Raw genomic sequence first — 25,652 nt, 5'->3', positions numbered from 1 at the left:
GCCCTCACTCTCGATTGGGGTCTCGGGCCGGCTTGATGCAGAGCCCGTGGCCGCTGAGGGGTGCAGTGCCGGCGGGTCTGAGCAGCGGCGACTGCAAGGTTCAAGAGATAGACATAAATATTGAAGCTGATTGTTGTGTAGTAAACCGTCGAAGTCAACGCACTCATCGAAGGTTTCCTACAGGTTTCCGGACCGTTGGGGCCGGGGGCCGGACCGTCAGGTGAGCGGCGACGGCGACTCGGCGCCGGGGATCACCAGCGTCGGTGTGCCGGACCCGTCCGCCGGGACGCTCCAGACGTCGGGCTGGCCGTCGTCCCGGCGCAGCGTGTAGGCCAGCTCTTCGTTGTTCAGCCACGCGGCCTGGGACGGCATCGCAGTTCAACAGCTACTACGAGCCCACCTGGGGTCGGCACAGGTCCCGCACCCGCCCGTCGCCGGGCAACCACGACTACAACACGTCGGGGGCGAGCGGCTACTACAACTACTTCGGTACGTCCGCCGGCCCGAGCGGTCGCGGGTACTACTCGTTCGACCTCGGCAACTGGCACGTCGTGTCGCTGAACTCGAACATCAGCATGTCGGCCGGCTCGACGCAGGAGCAGTGGCTGCGCGCGGACCTGGCCGCCAGCAGCAAGCCGTGCACGATCGCGTACTGGCACCACCCGCTGTTCACGTCCAGCTCCAACCACGCGCCGTCGACGTCGACGCGTCCGCTGTACCAGGCCCTCTACGACTACGACGCCGACGTCGTGGTGTGGGGGCACAACCACGTCTACGAGCGGTTCGCTCCGATGAACCCGGCCGGTGGCGCAGACTCCAGCCGGGGTCTGCGCAGCTTCGTCGCCGGGATGGGCGGCGCCGGCCACTACGGCTTCGGCACCATCCAGCCCAACAGCGAGGCGCGTAACAGCTCGGCGTGGGGCGTACTGAAGTTCACCCTGCACTCCAACAGCTACGACTGGCAGTTCGTACCGGTGGCCGGCCAGACCTACACCGACAGCGGCACCAGCACCTGCCACTAACCCCACCACCCACCCACTCCACCCCACCCCACCCCACCCCACCCCACCCCACCCCACCCCCCGTCGATCTTGCACTTTCTGTCCCGACTTCTGCCGCATAAGCCGCAGATCGTCAACACAAAGTGCAAGATCGCGGAGTCGGTTAGTACGCGCGTGCCCCCTGTCCGCGAGGCGGGCAGGGGGCACGTGCGTACCGGCCGAGCGTCAGCGGGCCGTACCGGCGCGGCGCTTGTTGTAGACGTCGAAGGCGACCGCGACGAGCAGGACGAGACCCTTCACCACCGACTGGGTCGACTGGTCGATGCCCATCAGCTGCATGCCGTTGCTCATCACCGCCATGATCAGACCACCGACCATCGCGCCCACCACGGTGCCCACGCCACCGGTGACCGCCGCGCCGCCGATGAAGGCCGCGGCGATCGCGTCCAGCTCGAACATGTTGCCGGCGGCGGGCTGGGCGCCGTTCGACCGCGACGAGTAGATGACGCCGGCCACCGCCGCCAGGAAGCCCATGTTGACGAACATCCAGAAGTTGACGGTGCGGACCTTCACCCCGGACAGCGCCGCCGCCGACAGGTTGCCGCCGATCGCGTAGACCTGGCGACCGAAGACGGTACGCCGGGTGAGCAGGCCGTAGACCAGGACCAGGACCGCCAGGATGATCAGCACGATCGGCAGCCCTCGGGCGTGCGCCAGCTGCCAGGCGAAGTACATGAGGACCGCGCCGACCAGTACGACCCGGGCGACGAAGAGCGGGAACGACTCGACGGGCTGCTGGTAGCGGATCCGCGCCACGCGGGTGCGGAAGCCGCTGACCGCGTAGCCGGCCACGGCGATGGCGCCGATCAGCAGCGTGAAGGCGTCGAAGCCCTGCCCACCGAGCAGGCCGTTGAGGAAGCCGGCCGCGACCTGCTGGTACTCGGACGGGAACGGCGACAGCGAGATGTTGTCGAGCACCCGCAGGGTCAGACCCCGGAACAGCAGCATGCCGGCGAGGGTCACGATGAAGGCCGGAATGCCGGCGTACGCCACCCAGAACCCGTGCCACGCCCCGACCGCGACGCCGACGACCAGCGCGGCCACGACGCCGATCCACCAGGGATGGCCCTGCTGGATCACCAGGACGGCGGAGACCGCTCCGGTGAGCGCGACGACCGATCCGACCGACAGGTCGATGTGCCCGCCGATGATCAGGATGACCATCCCGATCGCGAGGACCAGGATGTACGAGTACTGGAGGACGATGTTGGTGATGTTGCCGGGGCTCAGCAGCACCCCGTCGGTCAGGACCGCGAAGAGCGCGACGATGACGACCAGGGCGACGTAGATCCCGCTCTGCCGCAGGTTGTTCAACACCAGCGCCCGCAGGTCGTTCGTCCCGCTGTGCAGGGCGGCGGCGGGCGGGCTGTCCGGGGGCGTGGGGTGCTCCGTCGAAGGGGTCTTGATGCTGGTCATCCGACGAGCTCCTTGTCCTTGGTCATCAGCTCCATGAGGCTCTCCTGAGTCGCCTCGGCCACCGGCATCTCGCCGGTGATCCGGCCGGCGGCGAGGGTGTAGATGCGGTCGCACATTCCGAGCAGCTCCGGCAGCTCGGAGGAGATGACGATCACCGCCTTACCGGCGGCCACCAGCCGGTTGATGATCGTGTAGATCTCGTACTTGGCGCCGACGTCGATGCCGCGGGTGGGCTCGTCGAGGATCAGCACGTCCGGGTCGGTGAACAGCCACTTCGACAGCACGACCTTCTGCTGGTTGCCACCGGAGAGTTTGCCGACCACCGCCATGACGCTCGGCGTCCGGATGTTCATCTCCTTGCGGCTCGTCTCGGCAACCTTGATCTCCTCGTTGCCGTTCACCCAGCCCAGGCGGGACAGCCGGTCCAACGCGGCGGCGGACACGTTGCGCCGCACGTCGTCGATGAGGTTGAGGCCGTAACGCTTGCGGTCCTCGGTGACGTAGGCGATGCCGTTGTCGATCGCCTCGGCGACGGTGCGCGCCTGCACCTCCCGCCCGTGGACGAAGAGTCGGCCCCGGATGTCGCGCCCGTAGGACCGACCGAAGACGCTCATGGCCAGCTCGGTCCGCCCGGCGCCCATGAGGCCCGCGATGCCGACGACCTCGCCGGCGCGTACGGACAGCCCGACGCCCTCGACGACCATCCGGTCCTGGACCGGGTGCCGCACGGTCCAGTCCTCGATCCGCAGGACCTCGTCACCGGGGGACGACTCGCGGTCGGGGTAGAAGCTGTCCAGGTCGCGCCCGACCATGCCCCGGATGATCCGCTGCTGGGTCACCTCGTCGGACCGCATGTCGAGGGTCTCCACGGCGCGGCCGTCGCGGATGACCGTGGTCGAGTCGGCGATGGCGGTGATCTCGTTGAGCTTGTGCGAGATCATGATGCAGGTGATGCCCTGCTCCTTGAGGGCCCGCAACAGGTCGAGCAGGTGCGCCGAGTCGATGTCGTTGAGCGCGGCGGTCGGCTCGTCCAGGATGAGCAGGCGCACCTTCTTCGACAGCGCCTTGGCGATCTCCACGAGCTGCTGCTTGCCGACGCCGAGCTGGATGACCGGGGTGACCGGGTTCTCGTGCAGCCCGACGGACGCCAGCAGCTTCGCCGCTTCGGCGTTGGCGAAGTTCCAGTCGATGAGCCCGCTGCGGCCGCGACGCTCGTTACCGAGGAAGATGTTCTCCGCGATCGACAGGTACGGCACCAGGGCGAGCTCCTGGTGGATGATGACGATGCCGTTGGCCTCGCTGTCGCGGATGCCCCGGAACTGCATCGGCTTGCCGTCGAAGAGGATCTCGCCGTCGTACGAGCCGGACGGGTAGACGCCGGACAGCACCTTCATCAGGGTGGACTTGCCGGCGCCGTTCTCACCACAGATGGCGTGGATCTCCCCGCGGCGCACTGCGAGGTTGACGTCCTCCAGCGCGGTCACGCCGGGGAAGGTCTTGGTGATGCGACGCATCTCGAGGATGGTGTCGTCCATGGTCACTGTCCTCCGTCAGGTCTGGACGTGGTACGCGCCCAGGCGTCGGGCCCGGCGGGTGACCGCCGGGCCCGACGAGTGGCTTACTTCTTGGCCTGACCGGCGGCGACCTCTTCCGCCGTCCAGTAGCCGGAGTCGATCAGCGTCGCCTTGATGTCGTCCTTGTAGACGGTCGCGATCGGCAGCAGGTACGCCGGGACGACCTTGACGCCGTTGTTGTACGTCTTGGTGTCGTTGGCCTGCGGCTGCTTCTTCTGCAGGAAGGCCTCGGCCGCGTTCACGGCCTGCTCGGCCAGCAGCCGGGTGTCCTTGAAGACCGTGGAGCTCTGCACGCCGTCGTTGATCAGCTTGATCGAGGCGATCTCCGCGTCCTGGCCGGTCACCACGGGGAGCTTCTTCGCGCCCTTGCCGTAGCCGGCGTTCTGCAGGGCGGTGATGATGCCGCGGGAGATGCCGTCGTACGGCGAGAGCACCCCGTCGACCTTCGAGCCGTCGTTGTAGGCCGAGGTGAGCAGGTTCTCCATCCGCTTCTGCGCGGTCTCCTGCTGCCACCGCAGGGTGGCTACCTGCTCGGGGGTGGTCTGCTTGGACTTGACGACGAGCGTGCCGTCGTCGATGAACGGCTTCAGCGTGTCCATCGCGCCGCCGAAGAAGAACTGGGTGTTGTTGTCATCCAGCGACCCGGCGAAGAGTTCGACGTTCAGCGGCCCCTTGGCGGTGCCCTTCGAGCCGTCCTTGTTCAGCAGGCCGAGACCGACGAGCAGCGCGGTGCCTTGGGCGACGCCAACCTTGTAGTTGTCGAAGCTGACGTAGAAGTCGACGTCCTTGCTGCCACGGATCAGTCGGTCGTAGGAGATGACCGGGATCTTCGCGGCCGCGGCGGCCTGCAGCTGGCTGCTGAGGGCAGTGCCGTCGATCGCGGCGAGGATCAGGACGTCCGCACCCTGGGTGATCATCTGGTCGACCTGCTGCGACTGCGTGGGGATGTCGTCGCCGGCGTACTGGAGGTCGACCTTGTAGCCCTTGGCCTCGAGCTTCGACTTCACCGCGTTGCCGTCGGCGATCCACCGCTCCGAGGTCTGGGTCGGCATCGACACACCGATGGTCAGATCGCTCGGCTTCTCGTCGCCGGACTTCTCACCGCTGCCCGCACCCCCGCCGCTGCACGCCGCCAAACTCAGCGCGAGTGCCGCGCCGCCGAGAGCAACCAGGAATTTCCTGCCCACGGGCTTCTCCTCTCTGGACTCCCCCGCCGACTGCCGGGGCCAACTGTCATCTTTCGGGTAGTGTTAGCGCTCACATAGATTGCGTCAACACCAGATCCGTAATACCGGTGTCACGGTCTCGTAACGGAGCATCTGGGCGAGCGTAGCCATGTGGCCGATCCACCGGAAGGGCAGGACGCGGCGACTCAGCGTGGTCGTCCGCAGCACTCTACAGACCGATGCCCGCGGACGACGTCTGTCGTCCGCGGGCACCAGCATCACGCCGGATCAGGTGGGTTGCCGCGACCTCGGCGGTCGGCGGTCCCGATCGGCTACCGCTGCGACCACCGCTGGTTCGCCGCTCCGGTGCAGGTCCAGAGGATCACCGTGGTGCCGTTGGCCGTGCCGTTGTTGTTGACGTCCAGGCAGAGACCCGACTGCGTGTTGCTGATCGTGCCGTTGGCGTTGACCGTCCACTGCTGGTTGGTCCCGCCGTTGCAGTCCCAGAGCTGCGCCTTGGCGCCGGCCGTGGCGTTCAGCGGCGCGTCCAGGCACTTGCCGAGAGCTTGCAGGGCCTGACCGCTGCGGGTCCAGCGCTGGTTGGCGGCGCCGTTGCAGTCCCAGATGACCGGTTGTGTGCCGTTGGTCGTGTTGCTGTTCGGCACGTCGAGGCAGCGGCCGGAGGCGGCGCTGGCATACGCGCTCGACGTGGTCGGCGGAGGCGTCGTCGGAGGAGTGGTTCCGCCGCCGCTGACCCGGTACACCACAGTGCCGTGCGCGGGGACGCTGGCGCTGATGGTCCCGCTGCTGGAGCTGGTGCCACCGGTCCACGCGTCCACCAGGGTGAACGACGAGCCGGACTTGCCGATGGCCGCGGCCGTGGTCGAGATCGTCGTCGTCGAGCCGCCCTGGTTGAAGAGGGCCACGGCGACGTCACCGTTGGCGAGCCGCTTGGCCAGCACCCGACGCGTGCCGTCGAACGACACCTGCGTCCCCTGCAACCCGAGCGAGTCCTGGTTGATCGCGATCAGGTTGGCGTTCTTGAGGATTGTCTGCGTCGCGGCGTTCATGTTCCGCACGTCGTTGCCGGCGATCAGCGGAGACGCCATGATCGCCCACATCGCGAAGTGGCTGCGCATCTCCGTGTCGTTCATGCCGCCGCGGCCGATCTCCATCATGTCGGGGTCGTTGAACCCACCCGGCCTCGCGTAGGACGCCAACGGAACGGTCACGTTGATGATGTTCTGGATGCCCATCGGGTAGCCGTTGCTCTGGCCGGTGTCCCACGCGTTGGTGATGTCCTCGGTGGTTCGCCACATGTTCGCCACGTCGCCCCAGTTGCGCTGCGGGCCGGTCTTGGCGTGGATGCTGTTGGAGTTGATGCTGTAGACGATCGGTCGGCCGGTGGCGGCCAGCGCGTCACGCATCTTGGCGAAGGTGGTCACCTGGTCGTTGATGCTGCCCTCCGGCGAGCACCAGTCGTACTTCAGGAAGTCGACACCCCAGGCGGCGAACTGGCGCGCGTCCTGCACCTCGTGGCCACGGCTGCCGGTCGCGCCGGGGTAGGAGCCGAAGTACTGCGCGCAGGTCTTGTCGACCGGCACCTGGTAGAGGCCGAACTTCAGGTTCCGGGCGTGCAGGTAGTCGCCGAGCGCCTTCATCCCGCTGGGGAACCGGCCGGGGTCGCCCTGGATGTTGCCGGAGCTGTCCCGGTTGGGGTTGAACCAGCAGTCGTCGACCACGACGTAGTTGTAGCCCAGGTCCCGCATGCCGCTGCTGACGATCGCATCCGCCGTCTGCCGGATCAGCGCCTCGTTGATGTTGCAGCCGAACGAGTTCCACGAATTCCAACCCATGGGGGGAGTGCGCGCCACGCCGTTGTCCAGTGCCTGCGCCGTCGGGGCGCGAAGGCCGACCAGGGCACCGGCGAGCAGAATTCCGGCAGCCAGTGCGCTCCCCCAGCGACGACCTCGGGTATTGCGGTTCATCGAGCCTCCTTGTCGGTGACGCCCGCCCGTGATTACGATCTATGGTCGGCACGCCGATAGTTGGACGCCAATTTTTGTTAGCGTTAACAGAGACGCCCATCATGTTACGGCGACATTTCACGAGGTTCAATACCTTCACCGCTTCGTATCGCTCGGCATCGATTGGGCACGCTGCGTAACCCATCGAGTTGCGTCTTATCGAGCGAGGAAGCCGAAAATTGGCGCACGCTGGGCACGAACCCGCACGGCGTGCGCCGCTGGCACGGACCCGCACGCGCGTGCGCCGCTGGGCGGAGAGCGGCGGCGGGACCGCTCCCCGCACTACGCGATGGGCGACCTCCGGTCGGTCCGACCGTCAGCGACGAGGTGGAGCGACGCTCTCGCGGGCGACCAGAGCGGGGGCGATGGTCTGCCGCAGCGCCCCACCGGTGCCCGACTCGATCTGGGACAGCAGCATCTGCAGGCTCGCTCGCGCCACCGCGTCGAAGTCCGGTCGGACGGTGGTCAGCGGCGGAATGAAGTACGCCGCCTCCGGCACGTCGTCGAAGCCGACAACGCTGATCTCGTGCGGCACCCGTCGACCGAACTCGTGCAGCGCCCGCAGCACGCCCAGCGCGAGATGGTCGTTGGCGGTGAAGACGGCGGTGACCTCCGGCATCCGCGCCAACATCTGCCCGCACCGGTAACCCGACGCGGCGGACCAGTCCCCCGGCATCGGCGGCGGCGGATCCAGCCCGGCGGCCAGCAACGCCTGCCGCCAGCCGTCGATCCGACCCACGCTGTCGAACCAGTCGGTCGGCCCGGAGACGTGCCAGACGGTGCGGTGCCCGGCGTCGAGCAGATGTTGCGTCGCCGCCCGGGCGCCCGCCACCTGGTCGACCGTCACCAACGGCACCGGCCGGCTCGGGTCACCGTCGACCGTGACCAGCGGGACATCCTTGGGCAGGCGCTCCAGCGCCTCGCCGGCCGACTCGACCGGGGCGATGACCACGATGCCGGCGACCCGGTGCGACAGGTGCCGCTCGACGGCCGCCGAGATGGAGCGGTGGTCCAGGTTGCGCACGCTGCCGACGCTGACCGCGAAGCCCTCTTCGGCGGCGGTCTGCTCCAGGGCGGCCAGCAGCGACGCCGGACCGTAGAGCGTCGTGTTCTGCGCGACCACACCGATGACCTGTGATCGACCGGTCACCAGAGCGCGTGCCGCGCCGTTGGGGCGGTAGCCGAGTTCGGCGATCGCCGCGCGTACCCGAAGCCGGGTCTGCTCACGGACGTTGGGGTGCCCATTGAGCACCCGCGACACCGTCTGATGGGAGACACCGGCGAGACGAGCAACGTCCGTCATCGCGGGACCGTGGACGGCCATTTCACTCCCCCCGCTACATCGCCGGCCCGCGGCCCGTCGACGTCGACTGGAGCGGCCCGGCCCGATCCCCCTCGCTCAGTCACCACGCCGGTGCTGAATCCCAGGTGACCAGCGCTGGATCGCCGACAGTCTACGCCAGCAACGGCCCCGAACACGGCACGGCTGTGCGGGGACCGCTCCACGCGCCGAAGCCGTACGACGCGATGCCCGCCCGGAGTCACCAACCAACCGGTACGGGCAGGGTCCCGATGTGGTTCGCCGGCCTGCCCTCGCTCCTGGGCAGAGCGTGGAACAGGCCGGCGAGGACCTGACGCGGTGGCGCGGACTTCACATGCCGCCAGGGCTGCGTCGCCAGCGCCACCGGTCAGATCGATCGTCATGTGACCGGTGTCACGGGGTGGTCAGGTCGAACCGCCGCACGGTGACCGCGCCACCGAGCGACTGCGTCGCGTGGTTGAAGATGGCGAATCGGTAGCCCATGAAGAACTGCCAGTTGTTCGCCAGCGTCAGGGCGTTGCCGAACGAGGTGAAGTTCACCCCGTCGGTGCTGTACGAGAAACGAGCCTGTCGGCCGGAGCCGGGTCTGATGTCGGCGTTGGCGCGCAACCAGATCCGGCCACCGGAGACAGCGGTGCTCGCCACCTCGCTGCCGGTGCTGGTGGTGTTCCAGCTGCCGTCCATCGTCAGACCGTTCTGCATGACCAGTCGGGTGGAGCCGTTGTCCCGTCGGACTCCGATCCAGGCCGACGAGTTGCGTAGCACCGCCAGGCCGGTGCGATCACCGTCGCGCATGGTGGAGTAGTCCAACTCGATCGTCGCGGTCGAGGTGGGGCCCTGGATGCGGTGGGTCAGCGTGTTGCGCGCCTTGTACAGGTCGCCGGTGACGGTGGCGGTCTGCAGGTTCAGCCCGTTGTTGACCGACCACTTGCTGTTGTCCGGGTTGTGGTTCCACTCCCACTGCGGGCCGAGCGTGGTGCCGGCGAACGTGTCGGTGCCGGTGAGCGGCTTGACCGCCCGGGGCGGCGCGGGCAGGTTCGGCTTCGGGTACGAGCTGCCCCACGTGCCGTTGACCGTCTGCAGCACGGGCCAGCCGTCGCCGGTCCAGGTGATCGGGGCCAGGGCCGGCATCCGGCCACCGGGGTACGCGTCGACGAAGGACATGTAGTACCAGTCGCCGTTCTGGGTCTGCACCAGCCCACCCTGGTGCGGCACACCGCCACCGGAGATCGGGCCGGGCAGGTTGAGCAGCACCTGACGCTGCTCGTACGGGCCGAACGGGCCGTTCGTCGACTTCAGCACGTACTGGCCGTTGGCGGGGCGGGTGAGCCAGATGTAGTAGGCACCGTTGCGCTTGTAGAAGCGGGCGCCCTCCAGCGTGCCGATGCTCGACGGCGTCGTATACACCTGCTGGGCGCGAACCTGGGACTTCCCGTCCGCGGACAGCTGCGCCACGCTGATGGTCCCGTTGCCGTACGCCACGTACATGGTGTCGTTGTCGTCGATCAGCATCCCCGCGTCGTAGTAGCAGTTGGGGATGGTGGTGTGCTTGCTCCAGGTGCTGTCGACGGCGGACGCGGTGTAGATGTGGGTCTGCGCGAAGTCGATGCACCCGGCCCAGTAGTACGTCCGGTTGCTCGGCCGGTAGTTCAGCGTCGACGCCCAGATGCCGTCGACGTAGGCGTTACCACCGCTCATGTCGTACTTCGAGCCGAAGTCGAGTCGAGGCACGGAGTGACCGGCGAACTCCCAGTTCACCAGGTCGTACGAGCGCAGGACCGGAGCGCCAGGCGAGTAGTGCATGGTGGACGCCGACATGTAGTAGGCGTTGTCCACCCGGATGATGTCGACGTCGGCGAAGTCCTGCCAGACAGCCGGGTTCGAGAACGTACCGTTCGACGGGGGCGGCGTGGTGGGGGGCGGCGTCGTGGGGTCGGTCCCGCCGTCGACGCGGGCGAGCTGCCACTGCTGGTTGGTGCCGTTCCAGTCGTCGTACTGCACGATGTTTCCGCCGTCGGCGGTCGAGGCGCCCTGCACCTCCATCGCCTTGTTGCTGTTGCGGTTGATCAACCGGACGTACCCGCCGTCCGAGTCGGCCAGCCGGAACTGCTGGTTGGTGCTGTTGTTGTCGCTCCACTGCACGATGCTGGCGCCGTTGGCGGTCGAGAAGCCCGAGACGTCCAGCACCTTGCCCGACAACCTCGACTTGAGTCGGTAGTAGCCGCCTCCGGAGTCCACGAACTGCCACTGCTGCTGGTTGCCGTTGTTACGCGTCCACTGGGTGATCCGCGCACCGTCGTTCGTAGCCAGGTTGTACACGTCCACGGCTTTGCCACTGTTGCGGTTCACCAACACGTACCAGGCGCTGGTGTCGACGGTGGCCGCTGACGCGGGCGACGAGGCGACGGCAGCAGCCGCGCCACCGACCACCAGCACCATCGCGGCGACGGCGAGTCTCGACAGCCACCCGCGCCGTCGTGGCGCACCCCGGGGAACCCGACCGATGGAAAGCATGATCCTCCTCTGCTGACGCGAACCGTGCGGTCTGGGTCGGCGTCCGCGGCACCGGGCGGGGCACCGAGCTGACCACGCCCGGCCATGTGATCGCTAACACCGATCGCCCTACCGCCGCGGTGACGAGGCGCCGAAACCGCGGGGGTAGGACGTGCGCGCGGCCGGACCAGCCAACGACATCGACCATCTTGGTTATAGACTGTGAGCGATAACATGCTGTTAGTCAAGGCGTAACACAACCGCCTCGTGGCCCGGCTGGCGCACACGCGAACGGGTGGCCCACCCCCGCCCGCAGGCAGGGGTGGACCACCCGTTTCGTGCGGTCCGACCGCGTGAATCAGAAGCCGCGGGCCAGCCGGTAGTAGGCCTGGTTCCAGCGCAGCTCGTCGGCGAAGCGGCGAGGCTCCGTGGTGGCGTCGATGACGACGAGTTCGGTGCGGCTCATCTCCGCCAGGTCGTGCAGCTCCTCCACGCCCACCGCCTGCGACAGCACGGTGTGGTGCGGGGCGCCCGCGGTGATCCACGCCTCGGCCGAGACCGGCAGGTCGGGGCGCGGACGCCAGACGGCGCGGGCAACCGGCAACCGGCGCAGCGGCTGGGGCGGCGCCACCACGTCGATCTCGTTGGCCACCAGCCGGAAACGCTCCCCCATGTCGGACAGCCCGAGCACCACGGCCGGACCGGGCGCGGCGTCGAACACCAGCCGGACCGGGTCCTCCCGGCCACCGATGCTCAGCGGATGGATCTCCACGTTGGGCACGTCGGAGGCGATCGTCGGGCAGACCTCCAGCATGTGGGCGCCGAGCACCAACTCGTTGCCCGGGGTGAGGTCGTAGGTGTAGTCCTCCATGAACGACGTGCCGCCGCTCACGCCCACCGACATCGCCTTGAGGGTGCGGACCAGGACCGAGGTCTTCCAGTCGCCCTCACCGCCGAAGCCGTAGCCGTCCGCCATCAGCCGCTGCACGGCGATGCCCGGCAGCTGACGCAGCCCACCGAGGTCCTCGAAGTTCGTCGTGAAGGCCCGGAACCCGCCCGCGTCCAGGAAGGCGCGCATGCCCAACTCCACGCGCGCGGCGTACCGCAGCGAGTCGTGCTGCTCGCCACCGGGCAGCAGTTCGCCGACGATGCGGTAGGTGTCCTCGTACTCCTTGACCAGGTCGTCCACCTGCGCGTCGGTGACCTCGCCGACCACCTCGACCAGGTCGTTGACGCCGTAGGTGTTGACCGAGACCCCGAACCGCAGCTCGGCCTCGACCTTGTCGCCCTCGGTCACCGCGACGTCGCGCATGTTGTCGCCGAAGCGGGCCAGGCGCAGCGACCGCATCGCCGACCAGCCCAGCGCGGCGCGGGCCCAGGCCCCGATCCGAGTGGTCACCCGCGGGTCGCTGACGTGCCCGGCCACGGTCTTACGGGCCACACCGAGACGCGTCTGGATGTACCCGAACTCACGGTCGCCGTGGGCGGCCTGGTTCAGGTTCATGAAGTCCATGTCGATGTCGTTCCACGGCAGCAGAACGTTGGCCTGGGTGTGCAGGTGCAGCAGCGGTGTCTGCAACGCGTCCAGACCGGAGATCCACATCTTGGCCGGTGAGAACGTGTGCATCCAGGCGATGACCCCGACGGCACCCTGAGCGGCGGCCTCCCGGCAGACCTGCAGGATCTCACCGCTGTTGGTCAGGACGGGCTTCCAGACCACGCGGGCGGGAATCTGCGGCGAGTCGTCGAGTGCGGCCGCGATCTGGCGAGACTGCTCGGCCACCTGGCGGAGCGTCTCCTCGCCGTACATGCCTTGGCTGCCGGTGAGGAACCAGATCTCGGGTTCGGTGTGTGGTGCCATGGAGTTGCCTTCCGCGAGAGGGGCGGTCACTTGTAACGAATTCCGATGAGGCGCTGAAGGAGGATGAACGCGAAGAGCAGACCGCCAATCACGATCTTGGTCCACCAGGAGTTGAGGCTCCCATCGAAGGTGATGAGGGTCTGGATCACGCCGAGAACCAGCACGCCGAGCACCGTGCCGAAGACGTAACCCGCGCCGCCGGTGAGCACCGTGCCACCGATGACGACGGCGGCGATGACGTCCAACTCCATCCCCACGGCGATCAGCGGCGCGCCGGAGAGGGTGTAGAAGGACAGCAGGATCCCGCCGATGGCCGAGCACAGACCGCTGATCGTGTAGACGGCGATCCGGGTCCGCCCCACCGGCAGGCCCATCAGCAGCGCCGACTGCGGGTTGCCCCCGATGGCGTACACGTTGCGTCCCAGCCGGGTGTAGGCAAGCGTGTACGCGGCGATGACGACCACCACGAAGGCGACCAGCACGCTGATCGACACGAAGTTGCCCTGCGGGTTACCGATCCGCTCCTGCGACATCGAGGTCCAGAACCCGTCGGTGATCGGGATCGACGCGCCGGAGATGAACGTGCACATGCCCCGGGCGAAGAACATCCCGGCGAGCGTGACGATGAACGGCTGGATCTCGAAGAAGTGGATGACGCAGCCCATCAAGAAGCCGAGCGTCGGGCCGATGAGCAGGGCGATGACCAGCACAAGCGCCGCCGGCATGCCGTCCTGCAGCAGCGCGGCCGACACCATCGCCGTCATGGCGACCACCGAACCGACCGACAGGTCGATGCCACCGGTGAGGATCACGAAGGTCATGCCCACCGCGACGACGAGCAGGAAGCCGTTGTCGATGAAGACGTTGAAGATGACCTGGACGTTGGAGAACGCCGTGTACTGCGAGACGCCGATGCCGTACATCACCAGCAGCAGGGCGAGCGTCGCCAGGACCGGTATCTGCTTCCTCGGCAGTCGGAACCGGGTACGACCGGCGGTAAGCGTTCCAGTGGTCATGCCGGCACCTGCTCCTTCGGCTTGTCGGCGATGGTGGCGGGCGGCGGGGCTTTGCGCCTACGTCGGCTGAACCGGGCCCGGAAGGCCGGCGCCTGGATGAGGCAGACGGCGATGACGACGACCGCCTTGAACAGCAGCGAGGTCTGCGGTGAGATGTCCATGGCGTACACCGTGGTGGTCAGGGTCTGGATGATCAGCGCGCCGATGATCGTGCCGCTGAGGAAGAACCGGCCACCCGCGAGCGACGTACCGCCGATGACGACCGCGAGGATCGCGTCCAACTCGACCCAGAGACCGGCGGCGTTGCCATCGGCGCTGGAGACGTTTGCCGTCATCATGAAACCGGCGACCGCGGCGCACGCGGCGCTGATCACGTACACCAGGAAGATGACCCGGCCGGACCGGATGCCGGCGAGCCGGCTGGCCATGGCGTTGCCGCCCACCGACTCGATGATCATGCCGAGTGCGGTGCGACGGGTGAACGCGGCGACCAGCAGGGCCGCGGCGAGGGCGATGAAGATGGCCAGCGGCAGGGTCAACGCGTGGCCCAGGCCGATCGCCCGGTACGGCTCGGAGTTGATGGTGATGATCTGGCCCTCGGTGATCAGCTGGGCGAGACCCCGGCCGGCCACCATCAGGATCAGGGTGGCGATGATCGGTTGGATACCGATCACGGCCACCAGCACCCCGTTCCAGGCGCCGAGCACGAGCGAGACACCCAGCGCCATCGCGAGGGCGGTCACCACCACGCCAAGGCTGTTCTGGTCGGGCTGCTTGCTGATGTACATGCAGGCGATCGCACCGCTGATCGCGCAGAGCGAGCCCACCGACAGATCGATGCCGCCGGTGGAGATGACCAGGGTCATGCCCAACGCGACGAGGATCAGCGGTGCGCTCAGCCGCAGGATGTCGATCGGCGTGCCGTACAGGTGCCCGTCCTTGAGCTCGATGGACAGGAACCCGGGCCGGTAGATCGTATTGGCGGCGAGCATGACGAACAGCACGGCGGCGGGCCAGAACAGCCGGTGACCGATCATCGTCCGATAGCGGCTCATGGTGTCGTTCATCGGTCTGCCTCCTCCCGGTGGGATCCGCTGGCGATGGTCTGCATGACGCGGTCGGCGTCCAGGCTCTCGTCGTTGGCGAGCTGCGCGACCATCTGCCGGTCCCGCATGACGGCCACCTTGTGGCTGAGGCGCAGCACCTCCTCCAACTCGGCGGAGATGAACAGCACCGCCATGCCCCCGTCGGACAGCTGCGTCACGAGCTTCTGAATCTCGGTCTTCGCGCCGATGTCGATGCCCCGGGTCGGCTCGTCGAGGATCAGCAGTCGCGGCTCGGTGATCAGCCACCGGGCCAGCAGCACCTTCTGCTGGTTGCCGCCGGAGAGGTTGCGTACCGGCACCTCCGGGTCGGCGGGCCGGATGTTGAGGGCCTTGACGTACTTGTCGACCAGCTCGTCCTGGCGGCGACGCGGAATGGGCCGCAGCCAGCCGCGTGCCGCCTGCATGGCCAGGATCATGTTCTCGCGGACCGACAGGTCGGCGACGATCCCCTCGGCCCGGCGGTTCTCCGAACAGAAGCCCACGCCGTGGTCGATGGCCTGGGCGGGGGTGCGCAGGCTGCCCGCCGCGCCGTCGATCGCGACCTGACCGCCGTCGGCCCGGTCGGCCCCGAACAACAACCGCGCGACCTCGGTACGCCCCGAGCCCAGCAGGCCGGCCAGGCCCACCACCTCGCCGGCGTGGATGGTGAGGCTGAACGGCTCGACCGCACCCGCCCGACCGAAGTCCGACACCGCCACCAGGGGGGTGCCCTCCTCCAGCGCGGCGAGGTCCCGCCGGGAGTGCTCCTCGATGCCCTCCAGGACGTCGAGCTCCTTGCCGATCATCTTCTCGACCAGGGAGAGCTGGGGCAGCTCCGTGGTGAGGTACTCGCCGACGAGCCCGCCGTTGCGCAGCACGGTGATCCGGTCGGAGATCTCGTAGACCTGGTCGAGGAAGTGGGTCACGAACAGGATCGCGATGCCCTCGTCGCGCAGTTGCCGCATGATGCGGAACAGTTGCGCCACCTCGCTGGCGTCGAGGCTGGACGTCGGCTCGTCCAGGATCAGCACCCGCGCCTTGATGTCGATCGCGCGGGCGATGGCGACCATCTGCTGGATCGCGAGCGAGTACGAGCCGAGTGGCGCGCTGACGTCGAGGTCGAGGTCGAGGCGGGCCAGCAGGTCCCGGGCGCGGCGGCGGACCTCACCCCAGCGGACGGCGCCGAGGAGCCGAGGCTCACGGCCGATGAAGATGTTCTCCGCCACCGAGAGGTTGGTGCAGAGGTTGACTTCCTGGAAAACGGTGCTGACACCAGCGGCGGTCGCCTGCATCGGCCCGGTGAACGACACGGGCTCGTCGTCGAGGGTGATCGCGCCCTCGTCGGTGTCGTAGACGCCGGTGAGCACCTTGATGAGGGTCGACTTGCCGGCGCCGTTCTCGCCCATCAGGGCGTGCACCTCGCCGGGGAAGAGCCGGAAGTTGACGTCGTGGAGTGCACGCACCCCGGGGAAGGACTTGCTGATCCCGGTCATCGTCAGGACCGGACGGCTATCCGTCATCCCATCAGACCTCTTCTGGGTTGTCGACACGGAAGGGCCGCTACGCTCCCGCCACGCCCGCCCGGTCGACCCTGGGGGGCCGCTCGGGCGGGCGTGGTTCGGAGGTCGTCGCGGGCCAAGCCCGGTCCGTTTCAGGTAGGAAAGCGACGCGGCGGGGCCGCCACGCGAACGCGGCGACCCCGTCGTCGATCAGTACTTGCGGTTGGGCAGAGCTTCCTTGGCCTGCTCGGACGTGAAGGTGGTCTCCTGCGTCTCGATCCGAGCAGGCACCTCCTGGCCGTCCTTGACCTTCTTGGCCAGGTCCATCAGCTGCGGGCCGAGCAGCGGGCTGCACTCCGCGATGAAGTTGAACTTCCCGTCGGCGAGAGCCTGCATACCGTCCTTGACGGCGTCGATCGTGATGATGGTGATGTCCTTGCCCGGCACCTTGCCGGCGGCGGTGATCGCCTCGAGAGCGCCCAGGCCCATGTCGTCGTTGTGCGCGAACAGCACGTCGATCTTCGGGTTGGCCTTGAGGAACTGCTCCATGACCTGCTTGCCGCCGGCCCGGGTGAAGTCTCCCGTCTGGGAGGCGATGACCTTCAGGTTCGGGTTGGCGGCGATCGCCTCGGCGAAGCCCTTCTTGCGGTCGTTGGCCGGTGCCGCGCCGGTGCTGCCCTGCAGCTCGACGATGTTCACCGGACCCGAGGCGGTCTTCTTCTGCTCGACCAGCCACTCACCCGCGAGCTTGCCCTCCTTGACGAAGTCCGAGCCGAGGAAGGTCTTGTACAGCGACTTGTCGGCCGAGTCCACCGAGCGGTCGGTCAGGATGACCGGGATGCCGGCGTCCTTCGCCTCCTTGAGCACGGTGTCCCACCCGGACTCCACCACCGGCGAGAAGGCGATCACGTCGACCTTCTGCTGGATGTAGTTGCGGATCGCCTTGATCTGGTTTTCCTGCTTCTGCTGCGCGTCGTCGAACTTCAGCTCGATCCCGGCCGCCGTGGCGGCCTCCTTGATCGAGATGGTGTTCGCGGTACGCCAGCCGCTCTCCGCACCGACCTGGGAGAAGCCCATCGTGATCTTGCCGTCGTCCTTGGTGCCGCCGCCGCCGGTGTCGCTGTTGCCGCAGGCCGCCACGCCGCCGACCAGCAGCACGCTGGCGAGGACCGCGGCAGCGCGCCACCGAACGGACTGCGTTCGCATCTTTCCCATCGAATCTCCTTGGCTGGATGTGGTGGGTAACCGCGCCAACCGCCGAGGTGCGAGAAGCGGCGTACGCGGGTGGTGCGTGCTGGTGCGTCGTGGTGCAGACCGACGGGTCCCGGATGATCGGTGCAGGGGTCAGGAACCCGCCGGTGCGACTGGTTGTTGACCGTAGACGTTCTGGTAACGGTCATAAAGAGCATCGATGTCTGCCTGGGCCATCGGGATCGGCTGCCCAAGGGTGTGGGCGAGGTGCGCGGTACGGGCCACGTCCTCGCACATGACCGCCGCCTTGACCGCCGCGCGGGCGTCGCGGCCGATGGTGAACACGCCGTGGTTGCGCATCAGCACCGCGGGCGAGCGGTGCCCGGCGAGCGTGGCGACGATGCCCTTGCCGATGTCGTCACCGCCGATCAGCGCGAACGGGCCGATCGGGATCTCCCCACCGAACTCGTCGGCCTGGGCGGTGAGGTGGCAGGGAATCGACTCCCCACACGCGGCCCAGGCGGTCGCGTACGAGCTGTGCGTGTGCACGACCCCACCGACCTCGGGCATGGCCCGGTAGACGTAGGCGTGGGCGGCAGTGTCGCTGGACGGGGCGAAGTCGCCCTCGACGAGAACGCCGTCGAGGTCGCACACCACCATCGTGGCCGCGGTGAGGTCGTCGTAGCTCACCCCACTCGGCTTGATCACCATCAGGTCCTGGCCGGGGACCCGCGCGGAGACGTTGCCGGACGTCCAGGCGACCAGGTTGTACCGGGTCAGCTCGGCGTGCAGGCGGGCGACGGTCTCGCGCAGCTCGGCGATCTGTCGGGTCACCTCGGCGTTCACGCCACCACCTCCAGCGGGGCCTCGTGGGTGGTCGCGGCGGTCTCGACCGCCGCGTTGCGGATCGCCCGCAGGCGGAGCATGACGTCGTTGCCGCCACGTCCGAAGTGGTCGTGCAGCGCCCGGTACTCGGCGTAGAGGGCGTCGTAGGCGCGGGCCCGCTCGGGGTCCGGACGGTAGACGGCCTCGTGCACCCGACCCATCGCCTGCGACGCCTCGTGGATCGAGGGGAACTCGCCGGCGGCGACGGCGGCGTGGATCGCCGAGCCCAGCGCCGGCCCCTGCGCCGAGGCGATGATGTTCAGCGGTCGCCTGGTGACGTCGGCGTAGATCTGCATCAGCAGCGCGTTGTTGGTCAGACCACCGGCGATCACCAGGTCGTTCACCGGGACTCCGGCGTCGACGAACGCCTCGATGATCATCCGGGTGCCGTACGCGGTGGACTCCAGTAGGGCCCGGTAGATGTCCGCCGGCCGGGTGGCCAGGGTCATGCCGACGATCATCCCGCTGAGGTCGTGGTTGACCAGCAGGGAACGGTTGCCGTTCCACCAGTCCAGCGCGATCAGGCCGTGCCCGCCGACGGGCTGACTCGCGGCCAGCTCGGTGAGGCGTTCGTGCGAGTCGACGCCGGCCGGGGCGGCATGCTCGACGAACCAGCCGAAGATGTCGCCGACACCGCTCTGCCCGGCCTCGTAACCCCACGCGCCGGGGCTGATGCCGCCGTCCACCACACCGCACATGCCAGCCACCTCGGCGACCTCCGCGCCGTTGACGACGTGGCAGGTCGAGGTGCCCATGATGGCGACCAGCCGACCGGGCTGCACCGCCTGCGCGGACGCCGCGGTGACGTGCGCGTCGACGTTGCCGACGGCCACCGCGATCCCCTCCGGCAGGCCGGTCCAGGCGGCGGCCTGGGCGGTGAGCGAACCGGCCCGGGCGCCGAGGGGCAGCAGCGGACCGTCCAGCTTGGCCACGAAGTCGCCGAAGTTGGGGTTGAGCGCGGTCAGGAAGCCCTCGGAGGGGTAGTGACCGTCCTGCAGGATGCCCTTGTATCCGGCCGTGCAGACGTTACGGGTCTCGGTGCCGCAGAGCTGCCAGACGATCCAGTCGGCCGCCTCGATGAAGCGCTCGGCCCGGTCGTAGACCTCCGGGTCCTCCTCCAGGATCTGCAGACCCTTGGCGTACTGCCACTCGGCGGAGATCTTGCCGCCGTACCGGCCGATCCACGGCTCGGCCCGCTCATGGGCCAGCGCGTTGATCCGGTCGGCGTGCGGCTGCGCGGCGTGGTGCTTCCACAGCTTGACCCAGGCGTGCGGTCGGTCGCGCAACTCGGGCGTCTCGCACAGCGGGGTGCCGTCGGCGAGCGTCGGCAGCACGGTGCAGGCGGTGAAGTCGATGCCGATGCCGACCACCGCCGCCGGGTCCACCCCCGCGGCGGACACCGCCGCCGGGACGGCGTACCGCAGAACGTCGCGGTAGTCCTGTGGGTTCTGCAGGGCCCAGTCCGGGGGCAGCGTTCGACCTCCCGGAAGCGCCGTGCTGATCACGCCATCGCCGTACTCGTGCACTGCGGTCCCCAACTCGGCACCGTCGCCGACACGGACCACCAGAGCTCGCCCGGACAGGGTGCCGTAGTCGACACCGACGACGTAGCGGTCGTCAGCTCCGTCCACACGGTTCATGTTCACCTCCACCGTTAACGGGGATAGTGTTAACGCTCACATCCAGGCTCGTCAAGACATCTACCCGCAACAGCTCCGTAACGGAACGCGGAAGGCGGACCGACTCGGGAGGGTAGATAGCGGACCGGCATAAACCCCTAGATTCCACCCCCAACTGCGGCAACCATCCGACGAATGGGGCCTGGGTCCGGTACGGGTGCCACCCGGAGACCCGTCGACAGGCGGCGCGACAGGTCCAGTGCGCCGCATACCGCGGCGTCGCCGTCCGATAGCGACCACTTCTCCCCCGCCGGTGATGGCAGCGATAACATTCCCAAGGTGTCGCGGTCGCGTGCCCGGGTCCGCTCGACAGCCATCGACGACCACGCGGCTCATGGCTGAGCGCTCCGGAGGGCGACCCACCCACCGCAAAGCCGGACGGCATGCCTGTGTTATCGATAACATTCAACGTCTCGGTGTGCCCGCGCACCCGGTCGACGCCCGCGCCCAACGCCGCGTCGGGCGGCGTCTCGGAAAGCAAGATCCACTCGCGCTCCTTGAAGTCGCTGGGTCCGCGGCGGCGTAATCGGCCGACTTCACGAAAGCCGAGTCGATCACGCACTCGCGCCGCCGGCCCGCCGGTCGAGCACGCACTCGCGCCGCCGGCCCGCCGGTCGATCACGCACTCGCGCCGCCGGCCCGCCGGTCGAGCACGCACTCGCGCCGCCGGCCCGCCGGTCGAGCACGCACTCGCGCCGCCGACTCGCCGCCCGATCGCGCACTCGCGCCGCCGACTCGCCGCCCGATCGCGCACTCGCGCCGCCGACCCGTCGGTCGCACTACGCCACGAGCCGGCGGCCCGACCCCTGTGGGCCGAGCCGCCGGCTCTCCGTTGCGTTGGCGGGACCGAACGCGCCGGACGGATCAGGCCGTCCGGTTGCGGTTGTACAGGGCCTTGGCCCAGAGGAAGCAGCCCACGGTGATGACGGCGCACCAGACGACCGCGATGATCCCGTTGGCGCCGATCCCGGTACCCAGGAGCAGGCCGCGGAGGGTCTCCATGACGGGTGTGAAGGGCTGGTAGTCCGCGAACCACCGCACCGCGGTCGGCATGGAGTCGGTGGGAACGAACCCGCTGCCGAGGAACGGCAGGAGGATCAGCGGCATGGGCAGGTTGCTGGCCGTCTCGACGCTGTCACTGACCAGGCCGAGGGCGACGGACAGCCAGGTGAGCGCAAAGGTGATCATGGCGAGTACGCCGATCGCGGCGAGCCATTCGACCGGGTTGGCGGTGGGCCGGAACCCGACCAGCAGCGCCACGACGGTGACGGCCGCGAGGCTGAGCATGGTCTGCACCAGGCTGCCCAGTACGTGACCCGTCAGGACCGACGGTCGGAAGATCGACATTGTGCGGAACCGGGCGATGATCCCCTCGGTCATGTCCATCGCGACCGAGATGGCGGTGCCCTGCGCGGCGCTGACCACTGTGATGAGCAAGATGCCGGGGGTGACGTAGTTGGCGTACTGGGAGCGGTCGCCGGACGGGCCCAGACCGGCGCCGAGCGTGCCGCCGAAGACGTAGACGAAGAGCAGCAGGATGATGATCGGGATGCCCATGAGCAGGAACGTCATCGACGGGTACCGCCGCATGTGCAGCAGGTTTCGCCGCAGCATGGTGCTCGAGTCGCGGACGGCGAGGGAGAGGGTGCTCATCGCGCGGGAGCCCTTTCGTGGTCGGGTCGGCCGGCCCGGGTGTCGGGCTGACCGGTGAGGGTGAGGAAGACGTCGTCGAGGTCGGGGGTGTGCACGGAGAGCCCCGCCACGCTGATCGAGGCGCTGTCGAGCTGGTCGAGCAGGGCTCGCAGCGAGCCGACCCCGCCGTCACTCGGCACCTGGAGGGTGAGGGCCGCGTCGTCCCGGGTGGCGGCGTCGAACGTTCGGGCCGCCGAGTCGAGCCCCTCCTGGTCGGCGAACTGCAACACGACGTGGCCGCCCGGGATGAGCCGCTTGAGTTCGCGCGGCGTGCCCTCGGCGATCAGTCGGCCGTGGTCGAGGAACGCCACCCGGTCGGCGAGCTGGTCGGCCTCCTCCAGGTACTGCGTGGTGAGCAGGATGGTCACGCCCTCGGCGGCGAGCGCACGGATGATGTGCCACATGGCCCGGCGACTGCGCGGGTCGAGGCCGGTGGTCGGCTCGTCGAGGAAGATGACGCGGGGCTCGCCGACCAGGGTCATCGCGAGGTCGAGCCGTCGGCGCATGCCGCCGGAGTACGTCGACACCGGCTTGCCCGCCGCCTCGGTCAGGTCGAACTGGTCGAGCAGGTCGGCGATCCGCCGTCGACCGGCGGCCCTGTCCAGGTGGCACAGGTCGGCCATCAGGATCAGGTTCTCCCGACCGGTGAGCAGGTTGTCGACGGCGGAGAACTGGCCGGTGACGCCGATCAGCGCGCGTACCGCGTCGGGTTCCCGGGTCAGGTCGTGGCCGAAGACGCGGGCGTTGCCGCCGTCGGCGTCGATCAGGGTGGAGAGGATCTGCACGGTGGTGGTCTTGCCGGCGCCGTTCGGACCGAGCAACGCGAAGATGGTGCCCTCGGTGATCATCAGGTCGATGCCGTTCAGCACGACCTTGTCGCCGTAGGACTTGCGCAGGTCGGTGGCGACGATCGCGGGGTTCATGGAGCTGGTCATGATCTCCTCATTTGTGGTCGGCGGAAGGCGGTGGGTCAGGCGCGGCGGATCATGATGTCGCCGAAGGAGGTGTTCGCCCGGACCTCGACCGTCTCGTCGGTCTGCGCCGGGCTGTCGGTCGACTCCAGCGCGTTGTGCACACGGCCGTGCTTGGAACTGACGTCCAGCCAGGCGGCCGTCCCGCGACGGATGCCGACCTCGATCGCGCCGTAGGAGGTCTGCAACTCGACAACTCCCCGGACGACCTCGCCCAGCCGGAGGTTGCCGTAGGCGGTACGGGCCGTCACCGAGGCCAGCGAGGTGTCCACTGTGACGTCGCCGTAGGCCGTGTTGATCCGGACGGCGCCGCCGCCGCTACCGATCCAGCAGTCACCGGAGGAGTTCTTGATCTCGGCGCTGCCGTCGACGACTCCGAGACGCACCTTGCCGGACGACACCTTCACCCGGGCGGAGCCGAGGACTCGCTCGGCCGCGACCTCGCCGTGACTGGAGTCGATGTCCAACGGCCCGGTCTCGTCGAGCCGGATGTTGCCACCGGTCTTGATGCGGCACTCGCCGAGCCGACCCTCGCAGCGGAACGCCGCCCACGACGACTCGGCCTGTACGCCCGATCCGGTCGGCAGCTCGATCAGGACGTCGACCGACGGCCCGGCACCGAACCCGTAGCGACGCCAGCTCTTCGGCACCCTGACCACCAGTTGTCCGGCGGCGTACTCGACTGTGGTCTGCTCGGCGGCACTCAGGTCGGCCTTGCTGGACGGGTCGCGGGGCCGCACCGTCACCACCGTGTCGGTGCGGTCGCTGGCCGCGATCCAGACGTCCCCGACCGGAATCTCGATCCGGGCGGAAATCGCTTCTGGCGTGTCGAAAACAGGCATGGTGGTCTCCCGAAAGGTGGTCGGCGGAGGTCGCCGCTGGTCAGCGGCGTGATGAGGTGGGGTACGAGGGGATTAGCGGGCCCAGCCGGTGAAATGTTGGCCGGAGCGCGGCTCCGGACGGCGGGGCGGACGACGCTCCGCCTCGCCCCCACCGACGGCACCGGCGACGGCGCGCACCAACCAGGCGTTGACGGAGAGCCCGGCGCGCCCGGCGGCCTCCTCGACGCTGGCCTTGAGGTGGTCGGGCAGCCGCAGGTTGATCCGTGAGGTGCCGCCCTCGTCACCCTCGGGCGCGGACACCGGCACCGACAGCGGTGGCGGGCCACTGGGCTCGCTCGCCACCTCGCCCGGCGGGCTGGCCGGCGTCACCACGAAGTCGGGCTCGCGCCCGCGCAACCGAACGTGCACCGAGCCCGGCGCGAGGTCGCGGGTGATCTCGTCGGCCGCGTCGGACAGCGCTTCGAGCAGCGTGAGACGGGTGGCCGCCTCCAACTGCGCGAAGAGTCGTTCGGCCAGCGCCCGGGCCTCCGGGTCCACGCCCTCCGCGGCCACGGCGAACTCGTTTCGCAGGTTCTCGACGTATGACCTCAGCTCCATGGCACCATCATGGCACCACTTTGGCTCAGCATGCAACAGCTATGGCTCAGAAAGATGCCGCCGCTTGGCTCCACCGGCGGTCACCTGGCTCTCAGAGGTCGCCGAAGAGCCTCCGGACCAGGTGATTCGCGTCCTCCTGACTCAGGCCGGAGGCGACCAGAAGGTCACTGACGGTCGTCCGGACCTGTGCCACCACCACCGCACCGGAGAAGCCAACGCCGTCCCGATAGGCGTGCCCGGCCGTCCGGACCGCTCGTAGCGCCTGCTCCCGGGCTCGGTTCGGCTCGGCGCCTGCGGCGAACTGCCGCTTGAGCAGGCGGACCGCCTCGGCGAGATCGGCCACCGCCGTCGGCAGCGACTCCGGCACCGGCTCGCCGTCCTCGATGAGCGTCACCGATCGTCGGATCAGGGTGCCGCTGTTGCGCATCGCCCGGTCGATCGGCTCCGCCGCCTGCGCGTAGCGGCCCACCGGCCCGTGCCGTTGATGCCAGTACACCGGTGACAGGGTGCTCGCTTCCCGGGCGCCCTGGGTCGCCTCAACGAACGCGTTCAACCGGCCCGCGCTCTGCCGCAGCTCACCTCGGGCGGTACGGGCCCGAGCGGCATCCCGCTCAGCCAGCGCCTCGGCGGTGGCGTCGAGCTGGGTCGCGAGGAGATCCAACGCCGGCCGCGCAGCCCGGTTGAGCACCCGCAGCGGGTTCAGCGGCAGCAACACGGCGGTGACCAGCAGGGCCACCCCTCCCCCGACGAGCGCGTCCACGAAGCGGGGGATCTCAAGATCCCGGACGGTTGGGCTGAGCGTGGCGATGAGCACCGCCGTCGCCCCCGCCTGGATCACCACCGCCGCGCTGCCCGCGAGGAAGAGCGCGACGACGATCGCCAACACGACGATCAGGGCGAGCTGCCACCACCCGGTGCCGATCACCAGGAGGAGCAGGTCGCCGATCAGCACTCCGACGGTGACACCGATGATCAGCTCGACGGTGCGACGCAACCGCTGGCCGACCGACGCGGCGAGCGTCGAGACGGCGGAGATCGGCGCGAAGACCGGCTGCGACACCTGCAGCAGCGAATGCGCCACCAACCAGGACAGCGCCGCGGCCAGGCCGGCCTGTAGGGCGAGGCCACCGATGGTTCGTACCCGACGGACCCGGTCGCGCAACGCGGCCACCAAGCGGTCCCACCACCGGGCGACGGTCGACGGGCCCGAGTCCGCTCCGCGCCGACCGGCAGCGACCATGGCGGCACCTACCCCGCCACGACCGGATCAATCCTC

Annotated in this window: 19 protein-coding genes and 1 pseudogene; 1 reads left to right on the top strand and 19 read right to left on the bottom strand. The window is 68.7% G+C overall.

Features of this window, described 5'->3' with window-relative positions; genetic code table 11:
• Positions 1–216: 216 nt before the first annotated feature.
• Positions 217–372, bottom strand: a complete 156-nt coding sequence (locus ACFYP0_RS29370; RefSeq protein WP_356980247.1) for a hypothetical protein — start codon at positions 370–372, stop codon at positions 217–219.
• A gap of 62 nt (positions 373–434) precedes the next feature.
• On the opposite strand from ACFYP0_RS29370, the pseudogene ACFYP0_RS29365 reads away from it, so the two are divergent.
• A pseudogene (locus ACFYP0_RS29365) lies at positions 435–1,022 on the top strand (metallophosphoesterase family protein); the annotation flags it as partial.
• A gap of 204 nt (positions 1,023–1,226) precedes the next feature.
• On the opposite strand, the gene mmsB reads toward ACFYP0_RS29365, so the two are convergent.
• The 18 genes from mmsB to ACFYP0_RS29275 all read right to left on the bottom strand — a co-directional run bounded on the left by mmsB (position 1,227) and on the right by ACFYP0_RS29275 (position 25,616).
• The gene (gene mmsB / locus ACFYP0_RS29360; protein ID WP_124860737.1) at positions 1,227–2,477 is read right to left on the bottom strand and encodes a multiple monosaccharide ABC transporter permease; all 1,251 of its coding nucleotides are present in this window, start codon (positions 2,475–2,477) and stop codon (positions 1,227–1,229) included.
• Positions 2,474–4,012, bottom strand: a complete 1,539-nt coding sequence (gene mmsA, locus ACFYP0_RS29355) for a multiple monosaccharide ABC transporter ATP-binding protein (RefSeq protein ID WP_355498833.1) — start codon at positions 4,010–4,012, stop codon at positions 2,474–2,476. The genes mmsB and mmsA overlap by 4 nt, the downstream gene beginning before the upstream one ends.
• Before the next feature lie 83 nt (positions 4,013–4,095).
• Positions 4,096–5,238, bottom strand: a complete 1,143-nt coding sequence (chvE, locus tag ACFYP0_RS29350; RefSeq protein WP_124860733.1) for a multiple monosaccharide ABC transporter substrate-binding protein — start codon at positions 5,236–5,238, stop codon at positions 4,096–4,098.
• Between the two features lie 311 nt (positions 5,239–5,549).
• Complete coding sequence (locus ACFYP0_RS29345) at positions 5,550–7,205, bottom strand: glycoside hydrolase family 27 protein (protein ID WP_124860731.1); 1,656 nt, start codon at positions 7,203–7,205, stop codon at positions 5,550–5,552.
• Between the two features lie 355 nt (positions 7,206–7,560).
• Positions 7,561–8,547, bottom strand: a complete 987-nt coding sequence (locus ACFYP0_RS29340; protein WP_181539476.1) for a LacI family DNA-binding transcriptional regulator — start codon at positions 8,545–8,547, stop codon at positions 7,561–7,563.
• Between the two features lie 411 nt (positions 8,548–8,958).
• Positions 8,959–11,079 (bottom strand): family 43 glycosylhydrolase, encoded by a 2,121-nt coding sequence (locus ACFYP0_RS29335; RefSeq protein ID WP_355498831.1) that lies wholly within the window; start codon positions 11,077–11,079, stop codon positions 8,959–8,961.
• 337 nt (positions 11,080–11,416) lie between these two features.
• A complete protein-coding gene (gene araA / locus ACFYP0_RS29330) occupies positions 11,417–12,919 on the bottom strand; it encodes an L-arabinose isomerase (RefSeq protein ID WP_355498828.1) in 1,503 nt (500 codons plus the stop codon).
• 26 nt (positions 12,920–12,945) lie between these two features.
• Positions 12,946–13,935 (bottom strand): galactofuranose ABC transporter, permease protein YjfF, encoded by a 990-nt coding sequence (yjfF, locus tag ACFYP0_RS29325; protein ID WP_124860723.1) that lies wholly within the window; start codon positions 13,933–13,935, stop codon positions 12,946–12,948.
• Positions 13,932–15,002, bottom strand: a complete 1,071-nt coding sequence (locus ACFYP0_RS29320) for an ABC transporter permease (protein ID WP_355498824.1) — start codon at positions 15,000–15,002, stop codon at positions 13,932–13,934. The genes yjfF and ACFYP0_RS29320 overlap by 4 nt, the downstream gene beginning before the upstream one ends.
• Positions 14,999–16,540 (bottom strand): sugar ABC transporter ATP-binding protein, encoded by a 1,542-nt coding sequence (locus ACFYP0_RS29315; RefSeq protein WP_355498821.1) that lies wholly within the window; start codon positions 16,538–16,540, stop codon positions 14,999–15,001. The genes ACFYP0_RS29320 and ACFYP0_RS29315 overlap by 4 nt, the downstream gene beginning before the upstream one ends.
• 189 nt (positions 16,541–16,729) lie before the next feature.
• The gene (locus tag ACFYP0_RS29310; RefSeq protein ID WP_386998297.1) at positions 16,730–17,734 is read right to left on the bottom strand and encodes an ABC transporter substrate-binding protein; all 1,005 of its coding nucleotides are present in this window, start codon (positions 17,732–17,734) and stop codon (positions 16,730–16,732) included.
• Positions 17,735–17,863: 129 nt separating this feature from the next.
• A complete protein-coding gene (locus tag ACFYP0_RS29305; protein ID WP_356980202.1) occupies positions 17,864–18,556 on the bottom strand; it encodes an L-ribulose-5-phosphate 4-epimerase in 693 nt (230 codons plus the stop codon).
• On the bottom strand, positions 18,553–20,235 hold the full coding sequence (gene araB / locus ACFYP0_RS29300; RefSeq protein WP_091402164.1) for a ribulokinase: 1,683 nt from the start codon (positions 20,233–20,235) through the stop codon (positions 18,553–18,555). Before araB ends, ACFYP0_RS29305 begins: the two co-directional genes overlap by 4 nt.
• A 903-nt stretch (positions 20,236–21,138) precedes the next feature.
• Positions 21,139–21,927: an ABC transporter permease gene (locus tag ACFYP0_RS29295; RefSeq protein WP_124860715.1), complete on the bottom strand. Its 789-nt coding sequence runs from the start codon at positions 21,925–21,927 to the stop codon at positions 21,139–21,141.
• On the bottom strand, positions 21,924–22,901 hold the full coding sequence (locus tag ACFYP0_RS29290) for an ATP-binding cassette domain-containing protein (protein ID WP_356980204.1): 978 nt from the start codon (positions 22,899–22,901) through the stop codon (positions 21,924–21,926). The genes ACFYP0_RS29295 and ACFYP0_RS29290 overlap by 4 nt, the downstream gene beginning before the upstream one ends.
• 35 nt (positions 22,902–22,936) lie before the next feature.
• Positions 22,937–23,779 (bottom strand): DUF4097 family beta strand repeat-containing protein, encoded by an 843-nt coding sequence (locus tag ACFYP0_RS29285; RefSeq protein ID WP_124860711.1) that lies wholly within the window; start codon positions 23,777–23,779, stop codon positions 22,937–22,939.
• Positions 23,780–23,851: 72 nt separating this feature from the next.
• Entirely contained in the window at positions 23,852–24,376 is a 525-nt protein-coding gene (locus tag ACFYP0_RS29280) for a hypothetical protein (protein ID WP_355498813.1), read from the bottom strand.
• A 91-nt stretch (positions 24,377–24,467) separates the two neighbouring features.
• Complete coding sequence (locus ACFYP0_RS29275) at positions 24,468–25,616, bottom strand: FUSC family protein (protein ID WP_355498810.1); 1,149 nt, start codon at positions 25,614–25,616, stop codon at positions 24,468–24,470.
• Positions 25,617–25,652: the final 36 nt, after the last annotated feature.

It is taken from the genome of Micromonospora arida, assembly GCF_042873195.1.
GTDB classification, from domain to species: domain Bacteria; phylum Actinomycetota; class Actinomycetes; order Mycobacteriales; family Micromonosporaceae; genus Micromonospora; species Micromonospora arida.
This window is presented reverse-complemented; position numbering and strand designations above follow the sequence as displayed.

Coding starts and splice junctions, on each gene's coding strand:
- ACFYP0_RS29370 (WP_356980247.1), bottom strand. CDS start 372: ATGCCGTCCCAGGCCGCGTGGCTGAACAACGAAGAGCTGGCCTACACG.
- mmsB (WP_124860737.1), bottom strand. CDS start 2,477: ATGACCAGCATCAAGACCCCTTCGACGGAGCACCCCACGCCCCCGGAC.
- mmsA (WP_355498833.1), bottom strand. CDS start 4,012: ATGGACGACACCATCCTCGAGATGCGTCGCATCACCAAGACCTTCCCC.
- ACFYP0_RS29345 (WP_124860731.1), bottom strand. CDS start 7,205: ATGAACCGCAATACCCGAGGTCGTCGCTGGGGGAGCGCACTGGCTGCC.
- ACFYP0_RS29340 (WP_181539476.1), bottom strand. CDS start 8,547: ATGACGGACGTTGCTCGTCTCGCCGGTGTCTCCCATCAGACGGTGTCG.
- ACFYP0_RS29335 (WP_355498831.1), bottom strand. CDS start 11,079: ATGCTTTCCATCGGTCGGGTTCCCCGGGGTGCGCCACGACGGCGCGGG.
- araA (WP_355498828.1), bottom strand. CDS start 12,919: ATGGCACCACACACCGAACCCGAGATCTGGTTCCTCACCGGCAGCCAA.
- yjfF (WP_124860723.1), bottom strand. CDS start 13,935: ATGACCACTGGAACGCTTACCGCCGGTCGTACCCGGTTCCGACTGCCG.
- ACFYP0_RS29320 (WP_355498824.1), bottom strand. CDS start 15,002: ATGAACGACACCATGAGCCGCTATCGGACGATGATCGGTCACCGGCTG.
- ACFYP0_RS29315 (WP_355498821.1), bottom strand. CDS start 16,540: ATGACGGATAGCCGTCCGGTCCTGACGATGACCGGGATCAGCAAGTCC.
- ACFYP0_RS29310 (WP_386998297.1), bottom strand. CDS start 17,734: ATGGGAAAGATGCGAACGCAGTCCGTTCGGTGGCGCGCTGCCGCGGTC.
- araB (WP_091402164.1), bottom strand. CDS start 20,235: ATGAACCGTGTGGACGGAGCTGACGACCGCTACGTCGTCGGTGTCGAC.
- ACFYP0_RS29295 (WP_124860715.1), bottom strand. CDS start 21,927: ATGAGCACCCTCTCCCTCGCCGTCCGCGACTCGAGCACCATGCTGCGG.
- ACFYP0_RS29290 (WP_356980204.1), bottom strand. CDS start 22,901: ATGACCAGCTCCATGAACCCCGCGATCGTCGCCACCGACCTGCGCAAG.
- ACFYP0_RS29285 (WP_124860711.1), bottom strand. CDS start 23,779: ATGCCTGTTTTCGACACGCCAGAAGCGATTTCCGCCCGGATCGAGATT.
- ACFYP0_RS29280 (WP_355498813.1), bottom strand. CDS start 24,376: ATGGAGCTGAGGTCATACGTCGAGAACCTGCGAAACGAGTTCGCCGTG.
- ACFYP0_RS29275 (WP_355498810.1), bottom strand. CDS start 25,616: ATGGTCGCTGCCGGTCGGCGCGGAGCGGACTCGGGCCCGTCGACCGTC.